This window comes from Streptococcus sp. P25B114 (assembly GCF_053010325.1).
On sequence record NZ_JBRKNW010000010.1, the window covers coordinates 1 to 23,677 of the forward strand.

The 23,677-nt window shown below is 43.3% G+C and carries 21 protein-coding genes and 2 pseudogenes; 7 read left to right on the forward strand and 16 right to left on the reverse strand.

The window, feature by feature from the left end:
- Window positions 1-108: pseudogene (locus ACVC7T_RS06050) on the forward strand (IS30 family transposase); the annotation flags it as partial.
- Between the two features lie 250 nt (window positions 109-358).
- On the opposite strand, the gene ACVC7T_RS06055 reads toward ACVC7T_RS06050, so the two are convergent.
- The 10 genes and pseudogenes from ACVC7T_RS06055 to malQ form a co-directional block, all read right to left on the reverse strand.
- Window positions 359-658: a hypothetical protein gene (locus ACVC7T_RS06055; protein ID WP_105110247.1), complete on the reverse strand. Its 300-nt coding sequence runs from the start codon at window positions 656-658 to the stop codon at window positions 359-361.
- A complete protein-coding gene (locus tag ACVC7T_RS06060) occupies window positions 651-1,292 on the reverse strand; it encodes an ABC transporter ATP-binding protein (RefSeq protein ID WP_105110248.1) in 642 nt (213 codons plus the stop codon). Before ACVC7T_RS06060 ends, ACVC7T_RS06055 begins: the two co-directional genes overlap by 8 nt.
- A 1-nt stretch (window position 1,293) precedes the next feature.
- Window positions 1,294-3,324 carry a bacteriocin-associated integral membrane family protein gene (locus ACVC7T_RS06065; protein ID WP_105110249.1) on the reverse strand — a complete coding sequence of 677 codons (2,031 nt, stop codon included), beginning with the start codon at window positions 3,322-3,324 and terminating at the stop codon, window positions 1,294-1,296.
- A gap of 59 nt (window positions 3,325-3,383) precedes the next feature.
- Window positions 3,384-3,578, reverse strand: a pseudogene (locus ACVC7T_RS06070) (lactococcin 972 family bacteriocin); the annotation flags it as partial.
- 2 nt (window positions 3,579-3,580) lie between these two features.
- On the reverse strand, window positions 3,581-4,732 hold the full coding sequence (locus ACVC7T_RS06075; protein WP_105160477.1) for a hypothetical protein: 1,152 nt from the start codon (window positions 4,730-4,732) through the stop codon (window positions 3,581-3,583).
- Complete coding sequence (locus tag ACVC7T_RS06080; RefSeq protein ID WP_447262641.1) at window positions 4,732-5,346, reverse strand: ABC transporter ATP-binding protein; 615 nt, start codon at window positions 5,344-5,346, stop codon at window positions 4,732-4,734. The genes ACVC7T_RS06075 and ACVC7T_RS06080 overlap by 1 nt, the downstream gene beginning before the upstream one ends.
- 54 nt (window positions 5,347-5,400) lie before the next feature.
- Entirely contained in the window at window positions 5,401-5,664 is a 264-nt protein-coding gene (locus ACVC7T_RS06085; RefSeq protein ID WP_447262642.1) for a hypothetical protein, read from the reverse strand.
- 352 nt (window positions 5,665-6,016) lie between these two features.
- Window positions 6,017-6,928: an XRE family transcriptional regulator gene (locus ACVC7T_RS06090; RefSeq protein WP_447262643.1), complete on the reverse strand. Its 912-nt coding sequence runs from the start codon at window positions 6,926-6,928 to the stop codon at window positions 6,017-6,019.
- Between the two features lie 13 nt (window positions 6,929-6,941).
- Window positions 6,942-7,853: a helix-turn-helix domain-containing protein gene (locus ACVC7T_RS06095; RefSeq protein WP_105160475.1), complete on the reverse strand. Its 912-nt coding sequence runs from the start codon at window positions 7,851-7,853 to the stop codon at window positions 6,942-6,944.
- Window positions 7,854-7,955: 102 nt separating this feature from the next.
- Window positions 7,956-9,470, reverse strand: coding sequence for a 4-alpha-glucanotransferase (gene malQ / locus ACVC7T_RS06100; RefSeq protein WP_105160474.1), 1,515 nt, complete (start codon window positions 9,468-9,470; stop codon window positions 7,956-7,958).
- A 323-nt stretch (window positions 9,471-9,793) separates the two neighbouring features.
- Here malQ and ACVC7T_RS06105 point away from each other — a divergent pair, with 323 nt between their 5' ends.
- From ACVC7T_RS06105 to pulA, 6 genes are all read left to right on the forward strand, one after another.
- Window positions 9,794-11,050 carry an extracellular solute-binding protein gene (locus ACVC7T_RS06105; RefSeq protein ID WP_105110255.1) on the forward strand — a complete coding sequence of 419 codons (1,257 nt, stop codon included), beginning with the start codon at window positions 9,794-9,796 and terminating at the stop codon, window positions 11,048-11,050.
- Between the two features lie 138 nt (window positions 11,051-11,188).
- Window positions 11,189-12,478 carry a sugar ABC transporter permease gene (locus ACVC7T_RS06110; RefSeq protein ID WP_105122414.1) on the forward strand — a complete coding sequence of 430 codons (1,290 nt, stop codon included), beginning with the start codon at window positions 11,189-11,191 and terminating at the stop codon, window positions 12,476-12,478.
- Between the two features lies 1 nt (window position 12,479).
- A complete protein-coding gene (locus ACVC7T_RS06115) occupies window positions 12,480-13,319 on the forward strand; it encodes a sugar ABC transporter permease (RefSeq protein WP_105110256.1) in 840 nt (279 codons plus the stop codon).
- Window positions 13,320-13,437: 118 nt separating this feature from the next.
- Window positions 13,438-14,220, forward strand: coding sequence for a hypothetical protein (locus tag ACVC7T_RS06120; protein WP_105122415.1), 783 nt, complete (start codon window positions 13,438-13,440; stop codon window positions 14,218-14,220).
- A gap of 9 nt (window positions 14,221-14,229) precedes the next feature.
- The gene (locus ACVC7T_RS06125; protein ID WP_105110258.1) at window positions 14,230-15,213 is read left to right on the forward strand and encodes a LacI family DNA-binding transcriptional regulator; all 984 of its coding nucleotides are present in this window, start codon (window positions 14,230-14,232) and stop codon (window positions 15,211-15,213) included.
- 23 nt (window positions 15,214-15,236) lie between these two features.
- On the forward strand, window positions 15,237-17,288 hold the full coding sequence (gene pulA, locus ACVC7T_RS06130) for a type I pullulanase (protein ID WP_447262644.1): 2,052 nt from the start codon (window positions 15,237-15,239) through the stop codon (window positions 17,286-17,288).
- A 148-nt stretch (window positions 17,289-17,436) separates the two neighbouring features.
- Here pulA and nrdI read toward each other — a convergent pair whose 3' ends face one another.
- From nrdI to ACVC7T_RS06160, 6 genes are all read right to left on the reverse strand, one after another.
- Window positions 17,437-17,889, reverse strand: a complete 453-nt coding sequence (gene nrdI, locus ACVC7T_RS06135) for a class Ib ribonucleoside-diphosphate reductase assembly flavoprotein NrdI (RefSeq protein WP_447262645.1) — start codon at window positions 17,887-17,889, stop codon at window positions 17,437-17,439.
- Between the two features lie 76 nt (window positions 17,890-17,965).
- Window positions 17,966-18,904 (reverse strand): YitT family protein, encoded by a 939-nt coding sequence (locus ACVC7T_RS06140; RefSeq protein ID WP_447262646.1) that lies wholly within the window; start codon window positions 18,902-18,904, stop codon window positions 17,966-17,968.
- Complete coding sequence (gene aspS, locus ACVC7T_RS06145) at window positions 18,891-20,642, reverse strand: aspartate--tRNA ligase (protein WP_105110262.1); 1,752 nt, start codon at window positions 20,640-20,642, stop codon at window positions 18,891-18,893. The genes ACVC7T_RS06140 and aspS overlap by 14 nt, the downstream gene beginning before the upstream one ends.
- A gap of 94 nt (window positions 20,643-20,736) precedes the next feature.
- Window positions 20,737-21,189, reverse strand: coding sequence for a GNAT family N-acetyltransferase (locus tag ACVC7T_RS06150; RefSeq protein WP_447262647.1), 453 nt, complete (start codon window positions 21,187-21,189; stop codon window positions 20,737-20,739).
- A 9-nt stretch (window positions 21,190-21,198) separates the two neighbouring features.
- Entirely contained in the window at window positions 21,199-22,110 is a 912-nt protein-coding gene (locus tag ACVC7T_RS06155; protein WP_105160380.1) for an aldo/keto reductase, read from the reverse strand.
- A gap of 138 nt (window positions 22,111-22,248) precedes the next feature.
- A complete protein-coding gene (locus ACVC7T_RS06160) occupies window positions 22,249-23,598 on the reverse strand; it encodes a metallophosphoesterase (protein ID WP_447262648.1) in 1,350 nt (449 codons plus the stop codon).
- Window positions 23,599-23,677: the final 79 nt, after the last annotated feature.

The following is a 23,677-nucleotide window of genomic DNA, read 5'->3' on the forward strand; positions in this document are numbered from 1 at the left end:
ACAAAAACGACCCCGAAAGAAATCGCTTTTATCGAAAATTGGATCAATAACTATCCCAAAAAATGTTTGGGCTACAAGTCACCGAGAGAATTTCTTATAGGTGGCTAACTCGGAATTGAAATTTGCCTTTGAGATGAAAAAATTACCGACTTATGCGGGAATAGCGATTTTTGTAACAACTTTGCTGATAAACTGGCTTCTCCCAAGCGTCTCCAAGGTCCTGAACAGCCTACTGGCTCTTGCGGTTCTAGCTTGGCTGCTCTACCTGATTTATTAGTGGGTCAGCTACTGGCTCTATGTCCGTAAACAGAAGAAATAAGAACAATCTCCTCTAAGTTCGACCTAGAGGAGATGATTTTTATTTAGAGGCAATATTTTGGAAAAAATCAAATTGGCGGTAGGTCAGATTTTCCGGTAAGGTCAAATCCACATCGTCTTCCACATCTGCCACGGTTAATTCGACATCCAAGGGCAAATCCTTCAGTCTATAACGTCTGATTACGTGCCCCTCTGCACTGACAAAGTCCAGCAAGTAACCATTTACCCGAACTTGATACAACATCAACTTATCCGTTAAATTTTCAATGACCAGCATATCCATCTTTCTACGTCCGATCGTATATTCTGGAACTCTATAGTAGTGAAATTTTTTATCCATGTCCAATCTCCTTCATGTCAATGACCACATCTGCTTTTTCCCAGACAGCAGGGTTATGAGTCGCAATGACAATCACACGGTTGTCATTTTTTAGCCCTGTCAAGAGTTGCATGACCTCTTCTGAATTTTTGGGGTCGAGTGCCGCAGTCGGTTCATCGGCCAAAATCAGTGGTGGATTTTTTAAGATAAGCTTGGCCAAGGCAACCCTCTGGGCTTCACCTCCCGATAAGGTATAAACCTTTTGTTCTAAGTCTAAGTAGCCCAAGTTCACCTGCTCCAAAGCTTCATTTTGTAGTCGCTGCCGCTGCTCTTTTTTGACCTTCTGTCCGACAAATCCCAAGTCTAAATTGTCTCCGATTGATTGATTATCCAGGAGACCAATCGTTTGGAAGAGGTAGCCCATGTGATCTCGAAAGAACTGCTGGGAAGCTAGCTTCGACAAATCTTGACCCTGATAATCAATCCGTCCGCCGTCAGCTTTTTCCAACTTGGCCAGCATATTTAGCAAGGTAGTCTTTCCGCTACCGCTTTTTCCAATTAAAGCATAGACCTTGCCCCTTTCCAACGTCAGATGTAAGTTTGAAAAAATCTCCCGTTCTTCAAATCGCTTTTCCAATCCCTGAATTTCAATCATTTTATTGTCCTTTCAACACTGCTACGTTGGCAGTTTGTTCTTTCTTATCTTGTCTTCCCAGTATGACCAGGGCATTTAAGGTGAGCAAGCCTACAGTCAGACCGCTCATAACCACATCTCCTGTCAACCAAGTTGATACCAGCAAGCCCAGTACAAACACACCAGCTTGGCCTAGGAGGTAAGATCCATGAAGTTCATAGAAGGTCATTCCGGCCAAACGCTTGATAAACAGCTCTCGTCTGAATTGTTCAAAATAGAGCAAACTCATCGCATCAAAAAGCAAAACAGCCGTTGCCAGTGTCAATACTGTACCGATGAGAAGCGAATAAAACTCTGTTCGCTTGGTGTTCAAAACGCTGACAAAGGCCAACCGCTGATTCACCAAATAAGATACCCAGTTATAAACACCCTGCTCTTTCATGACTTCAATAGTCGCCTCATAGCCTACAAACTTCATCCCTAAATCCAGACTAGTACCCCAGAACATATCCGAAACTGGTGTCGCACCTGTTGACTCAGGAGTCAAAACAACAATAATCGGGTCTGTCAGATATTGGGTCTGGCTCCGATCGCCATCATTGTAGAGAAACCGCTCTTGACCACTGTCTGTAAAGGCCAGACTTATCTTGGTAGCGAACATCTGTTGGCTGTTACTTTCTAGGCTTTGTCGGGAAAATGCCTCTAATTCTGTCTGGAACATATTTTGTACTTGCTCAGCTTGTTCTCGCAAGCTAGCTGGTAAAATCAAACCATACTCACCCAGGCTCAGATGATTCATTTCCTCCAAGAAGGCTTGGTCTACCATCACTCCCTGCTCTGTCAGATAGCGAGGAGATACGTAGATGACATTGCCACGAGGATTATAATCCGTCAGGCGATTGCCCTCAGGATCCACCTCGCCACCGAAGGCGTACTGGTCGACATTGCTTTTCACAAAGAGGGCTTCTGTCGTCTCTAGCTGTACTTTCGCAAACTCTCGCCACTTTTTATTCTGCTGGGCCACTTCCTCCTCGGTCATCATAGCAGAGCTGTAACTAAAAACAGATTTGTAATAATCATCTCTCAATGCCCATTCTTCCTGTGCCTGTTCAAGCAAGCGAATTTCCTGATAGCCCTGCAATAGACGGCTAGAGCTAAAACCTACTACCAAAATAGCCAGAAGTTGCCCAACCATCATCATAGCCAACATCCGTTTGAGAGGAAGTTTTCCCTTGAGCAAATCAACCAAGCTATTTTGCCTCAACCCCAGGAAATACACTAGGCTAAGTAGGACAGAAATACTAGCAAGAGCCAATGCATAGAGGAAAAGCCCCAGGAAAAAGACCTGCAAGATGGATAGTAAAAATCCAGCTTGAAGATAGAGAATAAGAGGTCCGATTATAGCCCCCACCGATGTAGCCATCACAATCTGACGAATATCCTCCCATAAAGGTCGAGCCACCACCTGTAAGAAACTTTCACCTGAAATCAGACGAATTCCTGCAAATCGTAAGGTCTTAATCCGATAGATTAAGGTGAGAGCCATGAAGGTCAAGAGAAAGACAAAGAAACTCAGCATGGCTACTTCTGAAACAACTGTGGATAGGAAGATGCTAAAGAGAGAATAGCCATGATGGACCATGCCACTGTAACCCAGTGATTCCAAGCTTTCTTTCAAGACTTGGTTGTCCAAATCTCCTGAAACAATCAGATAAGTACTAACCAAGTCGCTGGTTTCAGCACTTTCCTTGGAGGAAACGGTCAAACCTTCTGGAACCTGTCCGCTACCATAGATGGCGTAGGTAAAACTGGTTTCCCCAGAAGCATTAGGCTCGACAATCCGTCTAGCAATCACACTCTTATGTTCCTCTGCCAAGTCGGTCAAGACCTCTGTCACCTGGTCACGATTGGCTGTCTGTCTATTGGTATCTTTCCCGATGACATCCACTGCCTGATAAGAACCAAACTCTACAAGACTAACCTGACCAGCCAAAGAAATACCCAGGTAAATCGCTACCAATACAGTCGACACTAGAATAAATAAACGTTTCATCATCTCCTCCAAAGAATTGCTTGGAACTACAAGAGTAGTTCCAAGCAAAGTGTACTGTGTTAATAGTTATAATAGAAAGCTGCTTGCTCTCCAAGTTTTGTACTAATCCATGCACGAGAGGTCTGTCCTGCCTGTGCATACCCTTTACTTGAGGCTCCAGTCCATCGACTTACCACTGTTGAACTATGGTAGCGACTACCGTGGTAATAGTTTGAATAGGCACCACCATTTGCTGCTCCGTACGTCCAATCTCCTTCTATATCTTATCTGTTCTTCCCAAAAACACATAGGACAGACCAATAATAAGTCCAGTCCAGACTAGAATAACAGGAATTCCCATGTCCCATCTCAATGTATGGTTTTCAATGCTTTTTTGGAAGACACCTGTTGCAATTTCAAAACTTCTCATATAGGTCGTCGGGAGCAGATGAGCAATTTTGAAGAGGGGATTGAGCAGACTTGGTAGCCAGACCAACGCAAATAAGCTAACTGTGGACAAAAAGAGGGCTGTCATGCGATTCTTAGTCACCAAGCTGATCAGATAGACAAGACTACTAATGAAGACAAGGGAGAGGACTTGTAGAAGCAAGGTCGGCAGGAGGACCGAACTAACCGTCACAAAAGAAAGCGTGAAACTATCCAAACTGTAAGCAAGAGTTGGGTACTGAAGACTTCCAAAACCAAATACCAAACCTGCCACTAAGAAAGACGTGATAGAAACCAAGGCAAATAGCAAAAGAGAAAAAACAAAGCCAACTGCTAATTCCTGCACCATACGTTGTCCTCTAAACAGGGGCAACATCCGATACTTGTCCAATTTCCCAGCATAGGCACCTCCATAAACATTGGTCAAGACAAAGGCGATTCCGACAGGAAGGAGGGCAGGGAAGATGTAGGTAAACAAGGACGGGAGAAATTGAAAGGCTGTATGTGGGAAATGGGTATCCTCAAACGGTAAATCAATCGTAGAAAGAGCCGTATAATACGCAATCTCCCTATCCAAAGCATCCAAAACATCCTTTTCAGGACTATGAGCTTCCAAGGAAGCCTTGGCAGACGACAGATAATCTAGCTGACGGTCATAGACTTGGTCCCATTGACCAGCTGTAAAAGCCTTTAGAAACTCTTCATCCGAGACAATAATTGCTTGCCCATCTTCTATGCTTTTTGAAACATAAAGGTATTCCTCCGATTCTGGATCCAGACTCTCCAAACGAGCCTTATTTTCCTCGATAGCTTGGGCATTGGTCCGTTGATTCTGTCGAATTTGTGCCCCTAGGTTATTGGCTTGTGAGGCCTGATGATTGAGGAATAAGGTTCCCAAACAAGCAAGCAACAATAGCACTAGAGGTACATAGGTCAACTTATTCTTTACTAATTGAGCAAATAGAAATTTCTTGTAAGTCATCAGTCCACCTCCTGCATGGTTTCATTGACCAGTTTCAAGGTCACATGGCAATATTCTTCAATGTCCTCTTTATAATGAGAGGTCAAGATAATCATTTTGTCCTCTTGACAAAGTTGGTGCAAGGCTTTAAAGAAAAGTTTTCGACTCGCTTCATCCAAACCATTGGTAATCTCATCCATCAACAGATAGGTCGCATCGCTGACCATATACATGGCAATCAAGACCCGTTGTTTCATCCCCAGTGAATACTGGCGAATAGGTAGGTGGACATAGTCCTCCATTTCCCAGTAGGCAATCACTTGGTCAATATCCACCGAAGACTGCCAAGTCTGTTTGACAAATCGTAAATAGTCCAGACCAGAAAGATTTCCCTCAAACCATTCGCTCGTTTCATAGTAAAACAAGTCCCTATTTGGATGACCAACAGTGCTAGACCAACTCGACCGACCAGCAAGTGGAGCCAGCAAACCTGCCACCGTTCTGAAAAATGTTGTCTTTCCAGAACCGTTGGTAGCTACAATGCCGTACAAGTTCCCCTTGTGGAATTGATAGGAAAAATTCGTCAAAACAGGGTGCCGTGTCGCAATGGTCATGTTTTTAATCTCTAAAGTCATTATCCTCACCTCTCATAAAAAGTGCAGGAGAGATTTTCTCTCCTGCCGAAAATCTTAGTAACCACCTGAATAGTAGTTAATGTGTTGATACCTTGTATAGTTCCAACCTTGACTGATAAAGATACGGTTAGAACCAGCATAACGGGACCAGTTTGGAATATTTAAATATTGATAACTGTGATAATTACTTCTGCCACCTGTGTACTTATTAACGTCATAGCGATACGATTTTACAACTGAAACAGCAGAAGCCGACGGAGCTACTGCAATACCAGCGACAACAGCACCAAGTGCCAACCATTTACCAATTTTTTTCATTTTAATTTTCTCCTTTTGTTTTTTCTGTTTTATTGTTTATTCTTTAGGTCTAATTCCTTTCACGGAATATACACCTTTTCAAAAATACATCTCATTTTCTATCCTCTCTTTATCCACCAACCTGAAATATCCAAAATTTTGAAATAGCCAAACATACTTTCTTAACTCCTTTAATTTTTTTTACATTATGAGTATATCTACTTTCTACAAAATCACCAATGACAGCAATGTCATCAAAAAATACTCTTCAAACCCTAAAAAGTAATAAAGAGATAGAAAAAGACCTAAAAGACGAACAATCTCATCTTTTAGGTCTTTCAGCGATGACATTTATGTCACCAATAAATTATAGTTACAAATATTTTTTCAAATCTTCTTGCCATTGCTTTTCTAACATGGTTACCAAATGTGCATCTTCAATCATATCAGCAAATAGTTTTGCTTTTTGATAGAACCCTTCTGCCAAACTATACTTATTCTCCACAACAAGAGCATGTTTCCAATGCAACATAAGTAAAATAGGTTTCTTTTGAAAATCCTGTGTTTTCTCCATTATTTCTTGAAGACAAGCAATATAAAGGTCAAAAAATTCATAAGACTCCAGCATATCCAAACAAGCCAGACCTGAAAAAATAACATTACTCAGAAGAAATAATTGCTCTGGCTGAACAAGATTGACATGCTTTATTAAACGCAATAAGAACGATTGCAACTTGCCAATTTCTGATAACTGATTTTTCTTGTTTTTTATATGTGCAAATACACTGACGAAATACAGACTAATCAGTTCTAAATCCTTCAACGAAAAGACTTCTTTCTCCTCAAGTTCAGGTAAATACGTTTCTAATAAGGCTACCGCATATTCTGGATGTTGTGTGCGAATAACATCCAAAATCGCCCTTGACGTTTCAACCCACACCGTTTCCTCTGGTGGTAATTGTTCACAATACAGTTCTTCTATTTCATCAAGGTATTGTTCCTTTTTATCCAACACCTCGACCTTATTATATATCGGCTCCCGCAACAACTTATACTTGAGCTCCAGATAGCCTTGTGGCAATTCCTTATAGTCTGGCATTAGGCTATAGGCTGGAATGCCTAAACGCTGGGAAATGTACTCTAACTTTGGAATAGAGGGCTGCGATTGACCACTTTCTATCCGAGCTAATTGCCGTACCGTCAACTCGGATTCATCTCCGCAAAAATCTGGACGGCTCAGCCCCTTTTCTAGCCTCAGTTGCTCGATTTTTTGCCCTAAAAGCATGTCACCCCTCCTCCTACCAATATTTTTTCAAATCCTTCTGCCACTCCTCTGCTAATTTCTGTGCCAGATAGTCATTTCCAATGACCTGAGCAAACGATTTGGCTGACTGGTAGACTTTTTCAGCTTTTTCATAATCTTCCTCTAATTTCAAAGCCGCTTTCCATTCCAGCATAAACAAGAGAGGTTTCTTTTGATAATCTTGCGTCTCTTCCATTATTCCACGAAGACAATCAATATAGATAGGGGCATCGTCATAATATTCTATCAGTTCAAAGCAGGCAAGCCCTGAGATAATCGCATCTCTTAAATAAAAAGTATCTTCTAATCGAACAAATGTCTGACTGTTGGCTAGTTTTTTCATTAAATACGAGATAGATTCAAAGTTGTTTTGAACTCTACTGACTGTATTCTCTCCTATTGTTTGCTGGACAAAAAAGAGCCGAATAAGAATCAAGTCATTGACATCACACACTTTCTTTGCCATAAGAAGTGGTAAGTTTTCTGTCAATAGAGCTACTGCATAATCTGGTTGATTGGTCCGCACCATATCAACCATAGCCTGCATAGCCTCACAGATAAGCTGCTCAGTCTTAGGTAGTTCTTCAAAATAGGTATTATATATGGTTTCGATATACCCATCCTGTTTATCCAACACCTCGACCTTATTATATATCGGCTCCCGCAACAACTTGTACTTGAGTTCCAAATAACCTTGTGGCAATTCCTTATAGTCTGGCATCAGGCTATAGGCTGGAATGCCTAAACGCTGGGCAATGTACTCTAACTTAGGTATAGAAGGCTGCGATTGACCACTTTCTATCCGAGCTAATTGCCGTACCGTCAACTCGGATTCATCTCCACAAAAATCTGGACGGCTCAGTCCCTTTTCTAGCCTCAGTTGCTCGATTTTTTGTCCTAAATCCATACCAGCCCCCCACTGCACCTATTTATCCTTACCTAAACAGTATACCACATCTTGCAAGACTTTACAAAAAACACCAGCCTAAGCTGATGTTCCTGTGGTTTCTTATTCACTAGCTGTTACAAGAACATTCTCACGTCGGTAGGTGACGGTCAAGTCCAGCAAGTTGGCTTCTACTGCTGGTGTCAGCTGGTCTGCTGTCATTCGCCAAGTCCAGTTACCACCGAGGGTGTTTGGTAGGTTCATGCGGGCAGTCCCGTCCAATTCTAGCAAATCTTGCATGGTCACAATCGTCATAAAGGCTGGTGAGCCAAAGAGAAGACGGAAGAGGGCATGGTGGATACTTTCACCTACTGATCGATTGCTGTATTTGTCTAAGAACGCTCTGGATTCTGGGGTTGTTTCCCTTTCGTACCAACCGCTAATTGTATCGTTATCGTGGGTGCCTGTATAGGCAACAACATTATTGCGGTGGTTGTGCGGCATCTCAATGCTGTCACCCTCAGGGTCGAAGGCAAACTGCAAGACTTTCATGCCTGGGAAACCAGTCCAATCGCGTAATTGAATCACCTTATCTGTGACAGAGCCCAAATCTTCCGCGATGATATTCAAATCGCCCAGCTCGCGTTTTATGGTATCGAACAATTCAAAGCCCGGCGCCTCAACACGATAGCCGTTGACAGCCGTTTCTTCGCCCGCAGGAATTTCCCAGAAAGAGGCAAAGCCGATAAAGTGGTCGATGCGGACCATATCGTAGATTTTAAAGGATTCGCGCAAACGAGCAACCCACCAAGTAAAACCATCTGCTTTCATGGCCTCCCAATCGTAAATCGGATTGCCCCAAAGCTGACCGATTTCTGAAAAGGCATCTGGTGGACAACCCGCAACTACGCTCGGTTTCCCTTCTTCGTCCGTCTTAAAGAAATGTGGATTGGCCCACATATCAGCAGAATCTGCCGCGATATAAATGGGCATATCCCCAACAAACTCAATCCCTTTGGCATTGGCGTAAGCCTTCAAAGCCTGCCACTGCTTAAAGAATAAATACTGGGTGATGCGGTGGTAATCGATGCGTTCCACCAAGAGATGACGGTAGTATTCCAAGGTATCATGATAGCGCAAACGTGCCCCCTGATCCTCCCAATCAATCCAGGACTTGTTGTCAAAATGCTCCTTGATAGCCATATATTCTGCAAAAGTATGGATCCAAAAATCATTTTCACCCAAGAAATTCCAATAGTCTTGTGGCAAACCAGCCTCTTTCATACTGGCAACAACCTGCTCCAAAATCGGACGGCGGGCAGTAAAAACTTTGGCATAATCTACTTCTTTTGCACTCTGACCAAAGTCAATACCCTGCACATCTTTCTCTGTCAACCAGCCCTCTTCAATCAGTAGGTCCAAGTCAATAAAGTGCGTATTCCCTGCAAAGGCTGAAAATGATTGATAGGGAGAATCACCGTAACTGGTGGTTCCCAATGGCAAAATCTGCCAGTAACGTTGCTTGGTTCGTACCAAAAAGTCTACAAATTCATAGGCTGATTTCCCCATGGAGCCGATGCCATAGGCACCTGGCAATGATGAAATGTGCATGAGTACTCCACTTTGTCTCACTTTCATATTTTTCTCCTTTATAATGAATGGTTATCTGCGTCAGGGCGCAAACGATTGCTTGCCATCTATTATACTATGTAAACGGTAACAAATCAAGTTCTTTCAAAAATTCCTATGAAAATTTGCTCAATAAATCACCAGCTTCGAACTCTAAAGAGTGATAATAAAAGGCTTTTTCTGTGCTAAATTCATTAGCAGAAAAAAATTTTTAAAAATTTTTATAAAAACGCTTGCAAACGTTTTTATAATGGTGTATAATTAATTCACGTTAGGAAATCGTTTGCACAAGCAAGCGATAACATCAAAACTTTATTCTTGGAGGGAATAATATGAAACTCAATTTGCTCAAGAGCGTTGCTCTTCTCGCTGCATCAACTGCTGTTTTGGCTGCTTGTTCAAATTCAAGCTCGTCAAGCTCATCTGATTCTGCTGAAGCAGGAAAAGAATTGACCATCTACGTTGAAGGTCAGTACGAAAGCTACATTAACGAAGCCAAAGCTGCCTTTGAAGAAGAAAATGGTGTAACCGTTACAGTTAAAACAGGTGATGCCCTCACAGGTCTTGACAACCTTTCATTGGACAACCAATCTGGTTCGGCTCCAGACGTCATGATGGCACCATACGACCGCGTAGGTAGCCTTGGTTCAGAAGGTCAATTGTCTGAGTTGACATTGGCTGACACTAGCAAGACAGACGATACGACTAAAGCACTTGTAAGCAACGGTGGTAAGGTTTACGGATCACCAGCTGTTATCGAGACATTGGTTCTTTACTATAACAAAGACCTCTTGTCAGAAGCTCCAAAAACCTTTGCGGATCTTGAAAAATTGGCAGAAGACAGCAAGTACGCTTTTGAAGGGGAAGATGGTAAAACAACTGCCTTCCTAGCTGACTGGACAAACTTCTACTACACTTACGGTTTGCTTGGCGGTTACGGCGGTTATGTATTTGGTGCTAACGGTACGGATCCAAAAGACATCGGTTTGGCTAACGACGGTGCTATCAAGGCGATTGAATACGCTAAAACTTGGTATGAAAAATGGCCTCAAGGTCTCCAAGACAGTTCAGCTGCTAATAACTTGATCAACACACAATTCACAGACGGTAAGGCAGCAGCAATCATCGAAGGTCCTTGGAAAGCAGCATCTTACAAAGACGCAGGCCTCAATTACGGTGTAGCAACTATCCCAACTCTTGCTGACGGCAAACAGTATACTGCATTCGGTGGTGGTAAAGCTTGGATCGTTCCTTCAGGTTCTAAAAACCCTGAATTGGCACAAAAACTCGTTGATTTCTTGACATCAACTGACCAACAAAAAGCCTTCTACGATGCAACCAACGAAATTCCTGCTAACACAGAAGCTCGTGAATACGCAGTTGGCAAAAACGATGAGTTGACTACAGCGGTTATCAACCAATTCGCATCAGCTCAACCAATGCCAAACATCTCAGAAATGAGCACAGTTTGGGAACCAGCTGCTAACATGCTCTTCGAAGCAGCAAGCGGTGCAAAAGACGCTAAAACAGCTGCAACTGACGCTGTGAAATTGATTGAAGATACAATCGCTCAAAAATACAGCAACTAATCAACCATAGAAGTAGGGCTGGGCAAGCGGCCTAGCCCCACTTTTTTGTTAGAAATAACCAGTAATGGTTGTTTCACAAAAGGACTGAAGCACTCGGTTCTTCTGTCAAATAACCATAACACCTAAGGAGACTATGATATGAAACAAAACCCAACCAAAGCCCTCCTGATGTCCCTCCTTCCTGGACTGGGACAGATTTACAACAAGCAGAAAGCCAAAGGCTACATCTTCCTGGGTGTAACTGCCGCTTTTCTAGTCTACTTCATTGCAATAGCAGGTGGAGAAATTGGAAACTTGATTACCCTTGGTAGCCAACGCGGCCGTGACAACTCCCTCTTCATGTTGATCCGTGGTTCCTTCCACCTCATCATTACAGTTGTCTATCTTGCTTTCTACGCCCTAAACCTAAAGGATGCCCACTCTACAGCCAAACGCTGGAATGCTGGTCTACCAGTAGCGACAAGCCTGCAGGACATGATCAAAGGCATCTATGAGAATGGTTTCCCCTATCTCTTGATTATTCCGTCTTACATTGCCATGACCTTTGCTATCATCTTCCCGGTTGTGGTGACTCTTTTCATCGCCTTTACCAACTACGACTTCCAACACCTGCCACCAGGTGCTCTTCTAGACTGGATTGGCTTTACCAACTTTAGCAATATTTGGAAACTCAGCACCTTCCGTGCCGCCTTCGGTTCTGTCCTTGGTTGGACCATTATCTGGGCTCTGGCAGCATCAACAGCACAGATTGTCATTGGTATCTTTACGGCTATCGTTGCCAACCAGCCATTTATCAAGGGCAAACGCATCTTCGGTGTTATCTTCTTGCTCCCTTGGGCAGTACCTGCCTTTGTGACTATCTTGACCTTCAGTAACATGTTCAACGATAGTGTCGGCGCTATCAACACTCAGGTCTTGCCTTTCCTCAGCAAATTCTTGCCATTTATCGATAATTTCCTGATTCCGTGGAAGACCGATCCGTTTTGGACAAAAGTAGCCCTGATCATGATGCAGGCCTGGCTTGGTTTCCCTTATATCTATGTCTTGACCTTGGGTATTTTGCAATCTATTCCAAACGATTTGTACGAGGCTGCCTACATTGATGGTGCAAGTGCCATTCAAAAATTCCGTAGCATTACCTTGCCAATGATCTTGGCAGTGGCTGCTCCTACTCTGATCAGTCAGTACACCTTCAACTTCAACAACTTCTCGATCATCTATCTCTTTAACAATGGTGGTCCTGGTAGTGTCGGTGGTGGTGCTGGTTCAACCGATATCTTGATTTCTTGGATTTACAAATTGACCACAGGTACAGCTCCACAATACTCAATGGCGGCTGCCGTAACCTTGATTATTTCCATGATTGTCATCAGTATTTCCATGATTGCCTTCAAGAAATTAAATGCTTTTGAAATGGAGGATGTATAAGATGAAAATGTCAGTAAGTTTCAAACGCAAACTAGGGCAAACCCTGACCTATCTCTATCTGATTGCCCTGTCTATTATTATCATCTATCCTCTCTTGATTACCATTATGTCTGCCTTTAAATCAGGGAACGTGGTAGCCTTCAAGTTAGAACCGATAGCACTTACCTTGGACAATTTCAAGGGACTCTTTACCGAAACTCTCTACGGTACCTGGTACCTCAACACGCTGATTATCGCGGTTTTGACAATGCTTATCCAAACCAGTATAGTGGTACTAGCGGGATACGCTTACAGTCGCTATAATTTCATCGCTCGTAAGCAGAGTTTGGTCTTCTTCCTGATTATTCAAATGGTGCCAACCATGGCCGCTCTGACAGCCTTCTTCGTTATGGCCCTCATGCTCAATGCACTCAACCAAAGCTGGTTCCTCATCTTCCTCTATGTTGGTGGTGGTATCCCGATGAACGCTTGGCTCATGAAAGGCTACTTCGATACAGTGCCAATCTCTCTGGATGAATCTGCAAAACTGGACGGTGCTGGTCACTTCAGACGTTTCTGGCAAATCGTTCTGCCATTGGTACGCCCAATGATTGCCGTACAAGCACTCTGGGCCTTCATGGGACCATTTGGAGATTACATCCTCTCCAAATTCTTGCTTCGTGAAAAAGAATTCTATACTGTTGCCGTTGGTCTGCAAACCTTCATCTCAGATGTGAAAAACCTCAAGGTTGCCTATTTTGCAGCAGGGGCTGTTCTCATCGCCCTCCCAATCAGTATTCTATTCTTCTTCCTACAAAAGAACTTTGTATCTGGTTTAACTAGCGGTGGTGATAAGGGGTAGTACCTTATCCCACCTTTTCCCTTTTTCGGTCATATCCTTTGCCTTGACTTGATCGAGAAACCAAGGCTGTTCAGATACAGACTCAACCATAGACACTTCTTCCTAGAAAGGACACTCCATGCTGCCCTATCCATTTTCTTATTTTTCCAGTATTTTCTCTGCTCGGAAAATGTTTGATAACCGTCGCTTGCTGACTCTCTGGCAGCGTCTCTTTACCACCGTCTTTTTGGTGGCCCTCTTGGTCCTGCCGACTTCCTTACAGACCTTGAGTCTAGAAAGCTATCCTTTGGACAATTTTGTCGAGGGTGTTTATGCACCACTGACAGACCAGGTGGTCGAGGATTTACAGCAACATAGCCAGCTGGAAAACAATCAATTGACCTACACAGGACAGGGCATTTCAGACCAAATCACCTTTGGCAATCAAGTCAGCCAGAGCTCGGATTTTTCCTATCAATTTGGCCAGGACATGCTGACCATTCGCAAGGGCAGCGATACCTTGGCTGAGCTGGGTTACACTGGCATGACCGCCGATGATTTTTCTAGTAAGGAAAAGCTAACCAAGGCCATCTCTAAAAATTGGTACCAGGCAAACAAGGCTTTGATTGGGCTGGGTATCAGCCTGGTATCAAGCTTTATCTTGGCAGCCAATCTACTCTTTATCCTCTTGGGGGCCAGTCTCTTTCTCTATCTGACCAAGAAATCTCGTTTCTTCCACTTTGAAACCTTCAAGGAGTGCTATAACTTCGCCCTGAATTGCCTGGGTGTGCCAAGTCTGATTGCCTGCTTGATTGGACTCTTTGGTCAGCCTGTAACAACTATCTTAACCATTCAAAATATCCTCTTTGTCCTCTGTCTCTTGTGGGTATTTTTCAAAACAAAATTCCGTAATCAACTTTAGGAGGTTCCTATGCGTGCAACCATCAAGGACGTAGCCAAACTGGCTGGTGTGTCGCCGTCTACGGTGACCCGCGTCATCCAAAACAGCTCTTCTATTAGTCAAAAAACCAAAGACCTAGTTAGAAAGGCTATGGCGGACCTTAACTACCACCCAAATCTCAATGCTCGTAGTCTGGTTTCCAGCTACACACAAGTGATTGGCTTGATACTTCCTGAAGATTCTGATATCTTCTACCAAAACCCTTTCTTCCCAACAGCCCTGCGTGGCATTTCACAGGTGGCTGCTGACCACAATTATGCAATCCAAATTTCTACGGGAAAAAATGAAGAGCAGCGATTGGAGGCTATTTCTCAGATGGTCTACGGAAAACGGGTTGATGGTCTAATTTTCCTTTATTCCAAGCCAGATGACCCACTGGTCCAGTTAGCCATTCAGCATAAGTTTCCCTTCCTCATTCTCGGTAAGGCAGATTCTCCATTTATCTCCCTAGTCGACAATGACAATATCCAGGCTGGATTTGAAGCGACCAATTACTTTATCAATAAGGGCTACAAGAATATTGCCTTTGTCGCTGGGAACAGGGAATTAGTCGTTTCCCAAGACCGCTATACTGGCTATAAAAACGCCCTCAAATCTCATAATATCCCTCTTGATGAAAACAAGGTCAAGTTTGTGTCTGGTTTCCTATTGGAAGACAGTTCCTACAAGATTTCAAAAAAATTACTCAAACAAGATATTGATGCTATCGTCACAACCGATACCATGGTGGCAGAAGGGATTGTCAAATACCTCAACGAAGTCGGTACAAAACTCCCTATCATCTCCTTTGACTCTGTCAAACCAAAATTGGATATTGAAGCCTATGTCGATGTCCACGCTATCAAACTAGGACGTGTGGCCTTCAATACCCTGCACCAAATCATCAGCGACAATAAGGAAGACAAGCAGGTTTGCTACCGTCGTGTCATTCCGCATACGATTACTGAACTTTAACTTAGAAAGGAGCCGTTCGGCTCATGGCATTACGACAATTTCAAGCATTTCTAGATGATGTAGCTACTATTCGCTTGGTTATGGAAAAACGATTTGATACCGAGCACATGAGTTTTTCCCTCGAGTCCGACGATGCGACATCTCAACTTTTCATTCATTCCTGTCTAGAGGTAGAAAACTTGGTTCTCTACTATCTGACCAGTCTACACGCCTTAAATTTGGACAAGGACTATGTCATTTACGACCAAGACCGCAATAAAACGGAGCTAGGCTATGGTCATATTGTCCGCTCTGCTATTTTTGAACAAAACTATACCTATGATGGCAGTGATTTGGGGACAACTTATAGCCCTCAGTCCACAAGTTTCAAACTCTGGGCACCTATCTCCAAGCAGGTATTTTTAGTCCTTGAGGGGACACCATACACCATGACAAAGGGTTCAAAAGGCGTCTGGCAGGTCACAGTAGAGGGTGATTTGGACAGTCAAAGCTACCACTATCTCCACAAAGTCAATGGCGAATGGATTTCTGTTCATGACCCCTATGCCCTTTCTTCCAAGGCAAACTCTGGCGATAGCTATGTCATCAACCCAAATAAACTCCACAAGGTTCGTCGCGCCAAGACCCAACGACCGATTTCTCAAGCTATTGTCTATGAAATGAGTGTCCGCGACTTCTCTTGGCAGACAGAAGCTGGCTTCAAACACCGTAGTCAATTCCTCGGTCTGACCGAATCACCTGTCTTGGACGGTATGAAACTGGGAATGGACTATATCAAAAATCTGGGCGTTACCCATATTCAGCTTCTTCCTGTTTACGATTTTGGTAGCGTAGATGAAAACAAACCCCAAGCTGTTTATAACTGGGGTTACGACCCTATGCAGTACAACCTGCCAGAAGGCTCCTTCTCCAGCCTACCAGATGATCCCTATGCCCGCATTCTAGAACTCCAAGAAGCTATCCAAGCCTATCACGATGCCGATATTTCCGTCAATATGGACGTTGTTTACAACCATGTTTATCATGCTGAGAAATACGCATTCGAGCTAATTGTCCCTGGTTATTTCTACCGTTACAACGAGCATGGTATGCGGACGGATGGTACCTTCTGCGGCAACGATGTCGCTAGCGAACGCAGCATGGTCCGAAACTACATCAAGCAATCCCTCCGCCAATGGACTAGTATCTATGGTTTTGATGGCTTCCGTTTCGACTTGATGGGCATTTTGGACATCCAAACCATCAACCAAATCCAAGAAGAATTGTTAGCCATTCATCCAAATATCTATCTCTATGGCGAAGGGTGGAAGATGGCAACTGGTCTAGACTATGAAAAACTGGCCCACCAGTACAATGCAGACCAGCTCCCAGAAGTGAGTTTCTTCAACGATGACTATCGTGATACCTTTAAGAAACTATTGCTCAACCCTACCCGTCTAGTTGACAAACAACTACACGAAAAAGTGCAACATCTCCTGACTGGAAGCCGCTACAGCCACTTCATCACACCGCAACAATCACTTAACTACATCGAGTGTCATGACAATGCGACTGCCTTTGACTACTTCCATATTGAACATCCCGACTGGACACCTCAGCAACAAAAACGAGCTGCTAGCTTTGGTCTACAATTGGTCCTCATTTCTCAAGGGATGGCCTTTATCCATAGCGGACAAGAATTCTTCCGTACCAAAGATGAGATTGATAATAGCTACAATATTCCGGATAGAATCAATCGCCTAGACTGGACACGAGCAATTCGTTATAAGGAACATATTCAATTTATTCAAGAGTTAATTGCCTTCCGTAAGGACAATCCAATTCTCAGCCAGAACAGCTATGAAACCATCCAAGAAACCTGTGACTTCTACTGGTTGACTGAGTATGTCCTCCGCTATCAAGTCACAAATGGCGACAAGACTATCCAGTTTATTATCAACTTTGCGGACAGCGATTTTGTTTTTGAAAATGAGGAAAAACAAACCATTCGTTTCAGCTTCCCACCCGTTGACGATAAAAAAGCCCAACAAATCACGCTTGCTGGACAAAGTATTTGTATTTTGGAAGATAAATAGGACCTGAGACCGATTTCATTTTGGATAAACTCGGTTATACTATAAACAATCCTAAATATTTTTCATATCTCCTTAGAACTCATCAGCTTATGCTGGTGAGTTTTTTGCATGATATAAAGCAACCCAGTTCTTGACTGGGTTGTTCATCTTACATTAAGTCTATGATTTTCCGACCAATTCTCTCAATATCATTCTGCATACCTCGAAGTTCGAAGTTATCAATCACAGGAAAGCCAAATCGCTCGGCGTATTGCTTGGCGGTCAAGCAATATTGGTTGTTGAAATTGCGATTGCCTGAACCAACCACACCCAGACAGAGCTCTGCATTGTCCCCAAAAGCGATAAAATCGCCTAAAGGATTGGTCAGAATCTCCACATCTCCGTTATCGACTCCATTTCCGCCCTCCAGATAAGTAGGAAGAAAGGCGACAAAAGGAGCATCCAGCTGGTAAAAGGGAATGTCCTGCTTGACCAGGTCTTTGACATGAACAGTCTCCACCTGCCAGTCGGTCTGGAACTGGAAAAAGTCTTTCAGGCGTTTGACAAAACTCTCTGTATTGCCACTCAGGCTAATATAAACTAGGTAAACGGTTGGTTTCATAAGTCTCCTCTCCGAAGAAAAACACTACATATAGAATACAAATACTATTGTACTCCTATATGTAGTTTTTTGTCAATCAGTCACTTTCCACAAACCGTCCAATAATATTGACATTGTCTGCTACTGAAACAAAGGCTTGTGGGTCCGCTTTTTTCATGATTTGCTTAAACTCACTGAATTCAGCTCGCGTGATGATGGTAATTAAAACCGTCTTTTGCTCATGGTTATAAGCACCCTCAGCACCATTGATAATGGTCACACCGCGATTAAGCTTCTTATGGATTTTCTTAATGACTCGTTCAGGATGATCTGTAATAATCATGGCCTGCATCCGTTTTTGTTTCACGAAAATCGCATCTGTCATGCGACTGGAGATGAACAGCGCAACCATTGAATATAGGGCATATTGCCAGCCAAAGGTCATCCCTGCAATCAACATAATCATAATGTTGACAATCAAGGAAATGGAGCCAACTTGACGTCCCGTCTTCTTGCGAATAATAATAGAGACAATATCAGTACCACCACTAGATACATTGTTCCTAAGCGCAAATCCAATCCCAGTTCCCAGCATGAGACCACCAAAAATAGCATTGACTAAAGGGTCTGTCGTCAGGGTAACTGGCGGCATAAATTGGATAAAGAAAGAACTGAAGGATACCGTAATAAAGGTAAAGATAGTAAATTTATAACCAATTTTATACCAAGCTAAGATAAGCAAGGGAATGTTCAGGCCGTAGTAAACCACCGCAATCGATACATTCCAACCAGCGTAAGAAGCTACCAGAGCAGAAACAATCTGTGCAAGACCAGTAACTCCAGACGAATAGACATTCCCTGGTCGAAAGAAAAAATTCACCGCAATACTAGATAGGAGTCCATAAATAATGGACCCCGATATCCGTTCTGCATATTTTTCTCGAGAAATCCCCGAAATAACTGACCAAAATTTATTCTTTCTGGCCTTTCTTAAGAAAAGAACACGCTGTTTTCTGAAAAATTTATTCATTTTCAAGTGTAATATCTAAAGCCAATTCCTCTAATTGAGCTGATGCAACCGTACTTGGTGCCTGTGTCATCGGATCAGATGCCTTGTTATTCTTCGGAAAGGCAATTACTTCACGGATATTGTCCTCACCTGCCAAGAGCATGACAAAACGGTCCAAACCGATAGCCAAGCCACCGTGTGGTGGGAAACCGTAGTCCATAGCTTCGAGCAAGAAACCAAACTGCTCATGGGCATCCTCAGCTGAGAAACCAAGAGCCTTGAACATCCGTTCTTGCATGTCTTTTTGGTTGATACGAAGGCTACCGCCGCCCAACTCATAACCATTCAAGACAATATCGTAGGCAACTGCACGCACCTGTGCCAAATCACCATCCAAATGATGAGCCGTTTCTTCTGTAGGCAAGGTGAATGGGTGGTGGGCACTCATGTAGCGACCTTCTTCTTCAGACCACTCAAACATTGGCCAATCCACAATCCAGAGGAAGTTGAACTTGCTTTCGTCAATCAATCCCTGCTCTTTAGCCAAGCGATTACGCAAGGCACCCAAGGTATTGTTGGCAACTTCCAATTTATCTGCCACAAAGAGAACTAGGTCCTTGTCTTCAAGTTGTAAACTTGCTGTCAAGTTTGCTGTAATGTCTGTCAAGAACTTAGCAACTGGGCCCGTTAATTCTCCCTTGTCTACTTTAACCCAAGCAAGACCTTTGGCACCAAATTGTTTAGCGTATTCTGTTAATTTATCAATGTCTTTACGTGAGTAGCTATCCGCCGCACCCCTGACCACAATGGCTTTGACAACTGGTGCTTCTGAGAAGACTTTAAAGTCAACTTCCTTGACAACCTCTGTCAAGTCTTGCAAAAGCATCTCAAAACGAGTATCTGGTTTGTCAGAACCATAGAAGTTCATCGCATGGTCATAGGACATACGTGGGAAGGGCAAGGTCACATCGATTCCTTTGGTATCTTTCAAGACCTTGGCAATCAAACCCTCTACTATGTCTTGGATCTCAACTTCATTCAAGAATGAGGTTTCCAAATCCACCTGTGTAAACTCAGGTTGACGGTCCCCACGCAAGTCTTCATCACGGAAACACTTAACGATTTGGTAGTAGCGGTCAAAACCTGCATTCATCAAGAGCTGCTTAGTAATCTGCGGACTTTGCGGAAGGGCATAGAAATGACCTTTTGATACACGAGATGGCACCAAGTAGTCACGCGCACCTTCTGGCGTTGACTTGGTCAACATTGGTGTTTCCACATCGATAAATTCAAGCTCGTCTAGGTAGTTACGAATGCTGTGGGTTACGGCTGCACGCAATTTGAAGTTGTTGAGCATTTCTGGACGACGAAGATCCAAATAACGGTAACGAAGGCGGGTATCATCACTAGCTTCAATCCCGTCCTTGATTTCAAATGGAGTCGTCTTGGCCGTGTTCAACACTGTCAAACCGGATACTTGTAGTTCAACAGCTCCTGTTGGGATATTGTCATTAGCTTGCTCACGCTCCACAACTGTTCCTGTCACCTCAATAACAAATTCAGAGCGAAGTCCCTCTGCTTTTGCCATCAATTCCGCATCAACTGACTCAGGATTAATCACCAATTGCATAATACCTTCACGGTCACGTAAGTCAATGAAAATCAAGCCACCCAAGTCACGACGGCGGCCAACCCAACCTTTCAAAGTAATTTCCTGTCCGACATGTTCCTTTCGAACACGTCCTGCATACATAGAACGTTTCATATTCTTCCTCTTTTACTGATTTTATACCTATTCATTCTACCATAAAATGGCTAATTTTTGGGGGAAATTGCCGAGAAAAATCGAAAAACCAGCCCTAACCGACTGGTTTACTATATACCATATCCAAATGCGGAATATCATCCTCCAAATATACTTCAGAAACTGGCTTAAAGCCTAGTGATTGATAGAATTTTTCTAAATAGGCTTGGGCACCAATTCTAATTTGACTTTCTTTCCATTCATTTGTAATGTAATGAATAGCTTTCTCCATCATTGGCCGACCCAATCCTTTACCACGATGGCTTGGCTTGATGACCACACGACCGATGGAAACTTCATCATAACTTAGACCAGCTGGCAAGATTCTCAAGTAAGCTACTAACTCTCTTTCATCAGTTCCCAAAAGATGAAGACAGTTTGGATCCTTTCCATCAACTTCAGGATAGGGACAAGCTTGTTCTACAACAAACACATTGGTCCGAAGTGTCAAGATAGTGTAAAGTTCCTGTAAACTTAGTTGGTCAAATGCTTTTATTTCCCACTTCATACATTCCTCCTAGGGCAGAATGTTCCCTGCACTTCTGTAAATCTCATACCATTCTGGTCTAGTTAAGGTAATCTGGCTAGCCTGGGCAATCTTTGTCAGGCGATCTGGATTCATAGAACCTACAATGGTTTGAATTTTCGCTGGATGGCGTAATATCCAAGCAACGACAATGGTTTCATGTGAAACATGGTAGCGCTCTGCTATTTCCTCAAGGGTGCGATTGAGCTCTGTATAGTCTGGATGGTTAGCAAAAATCCCCTTTTGTAAGTCAATCAAGAAGGGTGACCAAGCCTGAATGGTGACTTTTTTGAGCTGGCAATAATCAATCAGTCCACCATCCCGCATCGTAGCCACATCATCTTTCATATTGACATGGAGACCCGCATCAATCAGAGGCGTATGGGCAGGCGACAACTGGAGTTGATTCACAGCCAAGGGCTTATCCAAATAGGACTGGAGCAGTTCCATCTGGTGAATATTCTGGTTGCTGACGCCAAAATGGCGAACCTTACCGGCTTTTTCTAGCAAATAGAAGGCCTCAGCTACCTCCTCTGCCTCCATCAAAGCATCCGGTCGGTGCAAGCATAGCACATCCAGATAGTCCGTATCCAAGCGCTCTAAAATCCCATCAACCGACTGCAAAATATAGTCTTTTGAAAAATCAAAATAGCCCTTGCGGATACCGCATTTGGACTGGAGAATGATGTCCTCGCGCCTGATACCCAGCTCCTTCATGGCAGAGGCAAAGCGGATTTCCGATTGACCGCCACCATAAATATCGGCGTGATCGAAAAAGTTTATTCTCTCTTCCAGACTGGTCTCTAAGACCCGACTAGCTTCCTGATCTGACAGGGCTACCATGCGCATACAGCCCAAAGCAATCCGTGATACCTGTAAACCTGTTTGTCCTAATTCTTGCATTGGATACTCCTTTTGAAAACGTTTTTCTATTCCCATTATAGCACAAAAACCCGACAAATGCCGGGTTTTGAAAATCTATGAACGAGTTTTGCACAAACTGTGGAAAACTTGTGTAAAAATGACATTTTCTGTGGAAAACTAGGGTTTCATTTCCATAAAAAACTTCTCCACATCCCTTTCTTGACTTCGTAAAAAGATATGTTCGGCATAATCATAAAGGAAACTCTTAGGATTGACCTTGCTTAACTCCTTATAAGCCTGGCTAGGATAAACATCCTTTGCCAACCAATTCTGGTCAATCTTCTCACCAGAAAAGTAAGCGCGATTGACTGGTACCATAAACCGAGAAATGCTCTCCGCAACCTCCGTAGAGTACCAACCCTCATCGTGCATCATCCGGTGGACCATAATGTCGCTACTATTGTCAAAAACAGACTGCATATGAGCTGTTAATTCACGCAAATCTGGATTTGTAGGCTGAGCTTTTTTTGCCCAAAAAGCCGTATCCAATTGCCCTTTTTGATAATCTAAGCCAGACTTATCCACAGTCACCTGACCTATTACAGCAGGATATACTGAGAAGGCTCCGTTCACCACCTCAGTATAAGTGGTCTTTCCAAGGTCCTCTGAAACAATGTTCTGGGCATGCGTATGGCCAGAAAAACCAAATTGAACCCCATAGCGATCCAATAGCCGCTTGACATCTATCGTATTATCCAGAGTATAGCCTTTGGACAGCATGTGGTGCTGCCGAAGGACATTGTGGTGTACAACTGGAAGGGCCTGGACACCAGCCTCTTCAGCCGCCTGCAACTGCTCCTCCATCCAGTCTAGCGTCTCCTTCTTGATCCGACCATTGGTCTTTGGACCTCCTTTTCCCATCCCATCGCTGTAGATATTGGAATCCAGCATGATAAACCACAGATTAGAAGAAACTTTGCTCAAATAACTAAGAGAATGGGCATCGCGATTGGCCGCTTGATTATAACCAAAATCTACAAAAATCTCCGCAAAATCCTTATGGGAAACCTGAGCAACCACTTCCTGCTGGTCTCCCTTAAAGGCGCGCGCCCAGCCACTGGCTATATCATGATTTCCTGGTATCACCTGCACCTGGGTACCAGCTTTCTCCATCTTCCCAAAATACTCCGCCAACTCCAGCATGCTCTGCTTTTCACCATTGAGGGTCAAATCTCCACTGACCAGCAAATGCTTGGGCTTATCCCGTTTGACCTGCTCCAAAAGAGCATCCATCCGCTCTTTTCCATAGCGGAGCTCCTTACCAGCAGCCGTCTTTTCGATATAGGAGAAAGCCTCGCCAGTATCAAATAAAGTTGGTGACAGATAATGGAGATCACTGATAATCCAAATTTGATCCTCCTTGGTCAAATTTCGATTCGGATATGCAACGACCTGCTGTTGAGTAGTGAAGTTCAAAATTAACAAAATACTGAGTAACAAACCAGTTAAGATTATCGTTTTCTTCATAGTCCCAGTATATCACTGATAACATTTACCAACAAGAAAAGGCTCCTAAGAACCTTTTCAAATTGAAAAATCAGTTTAA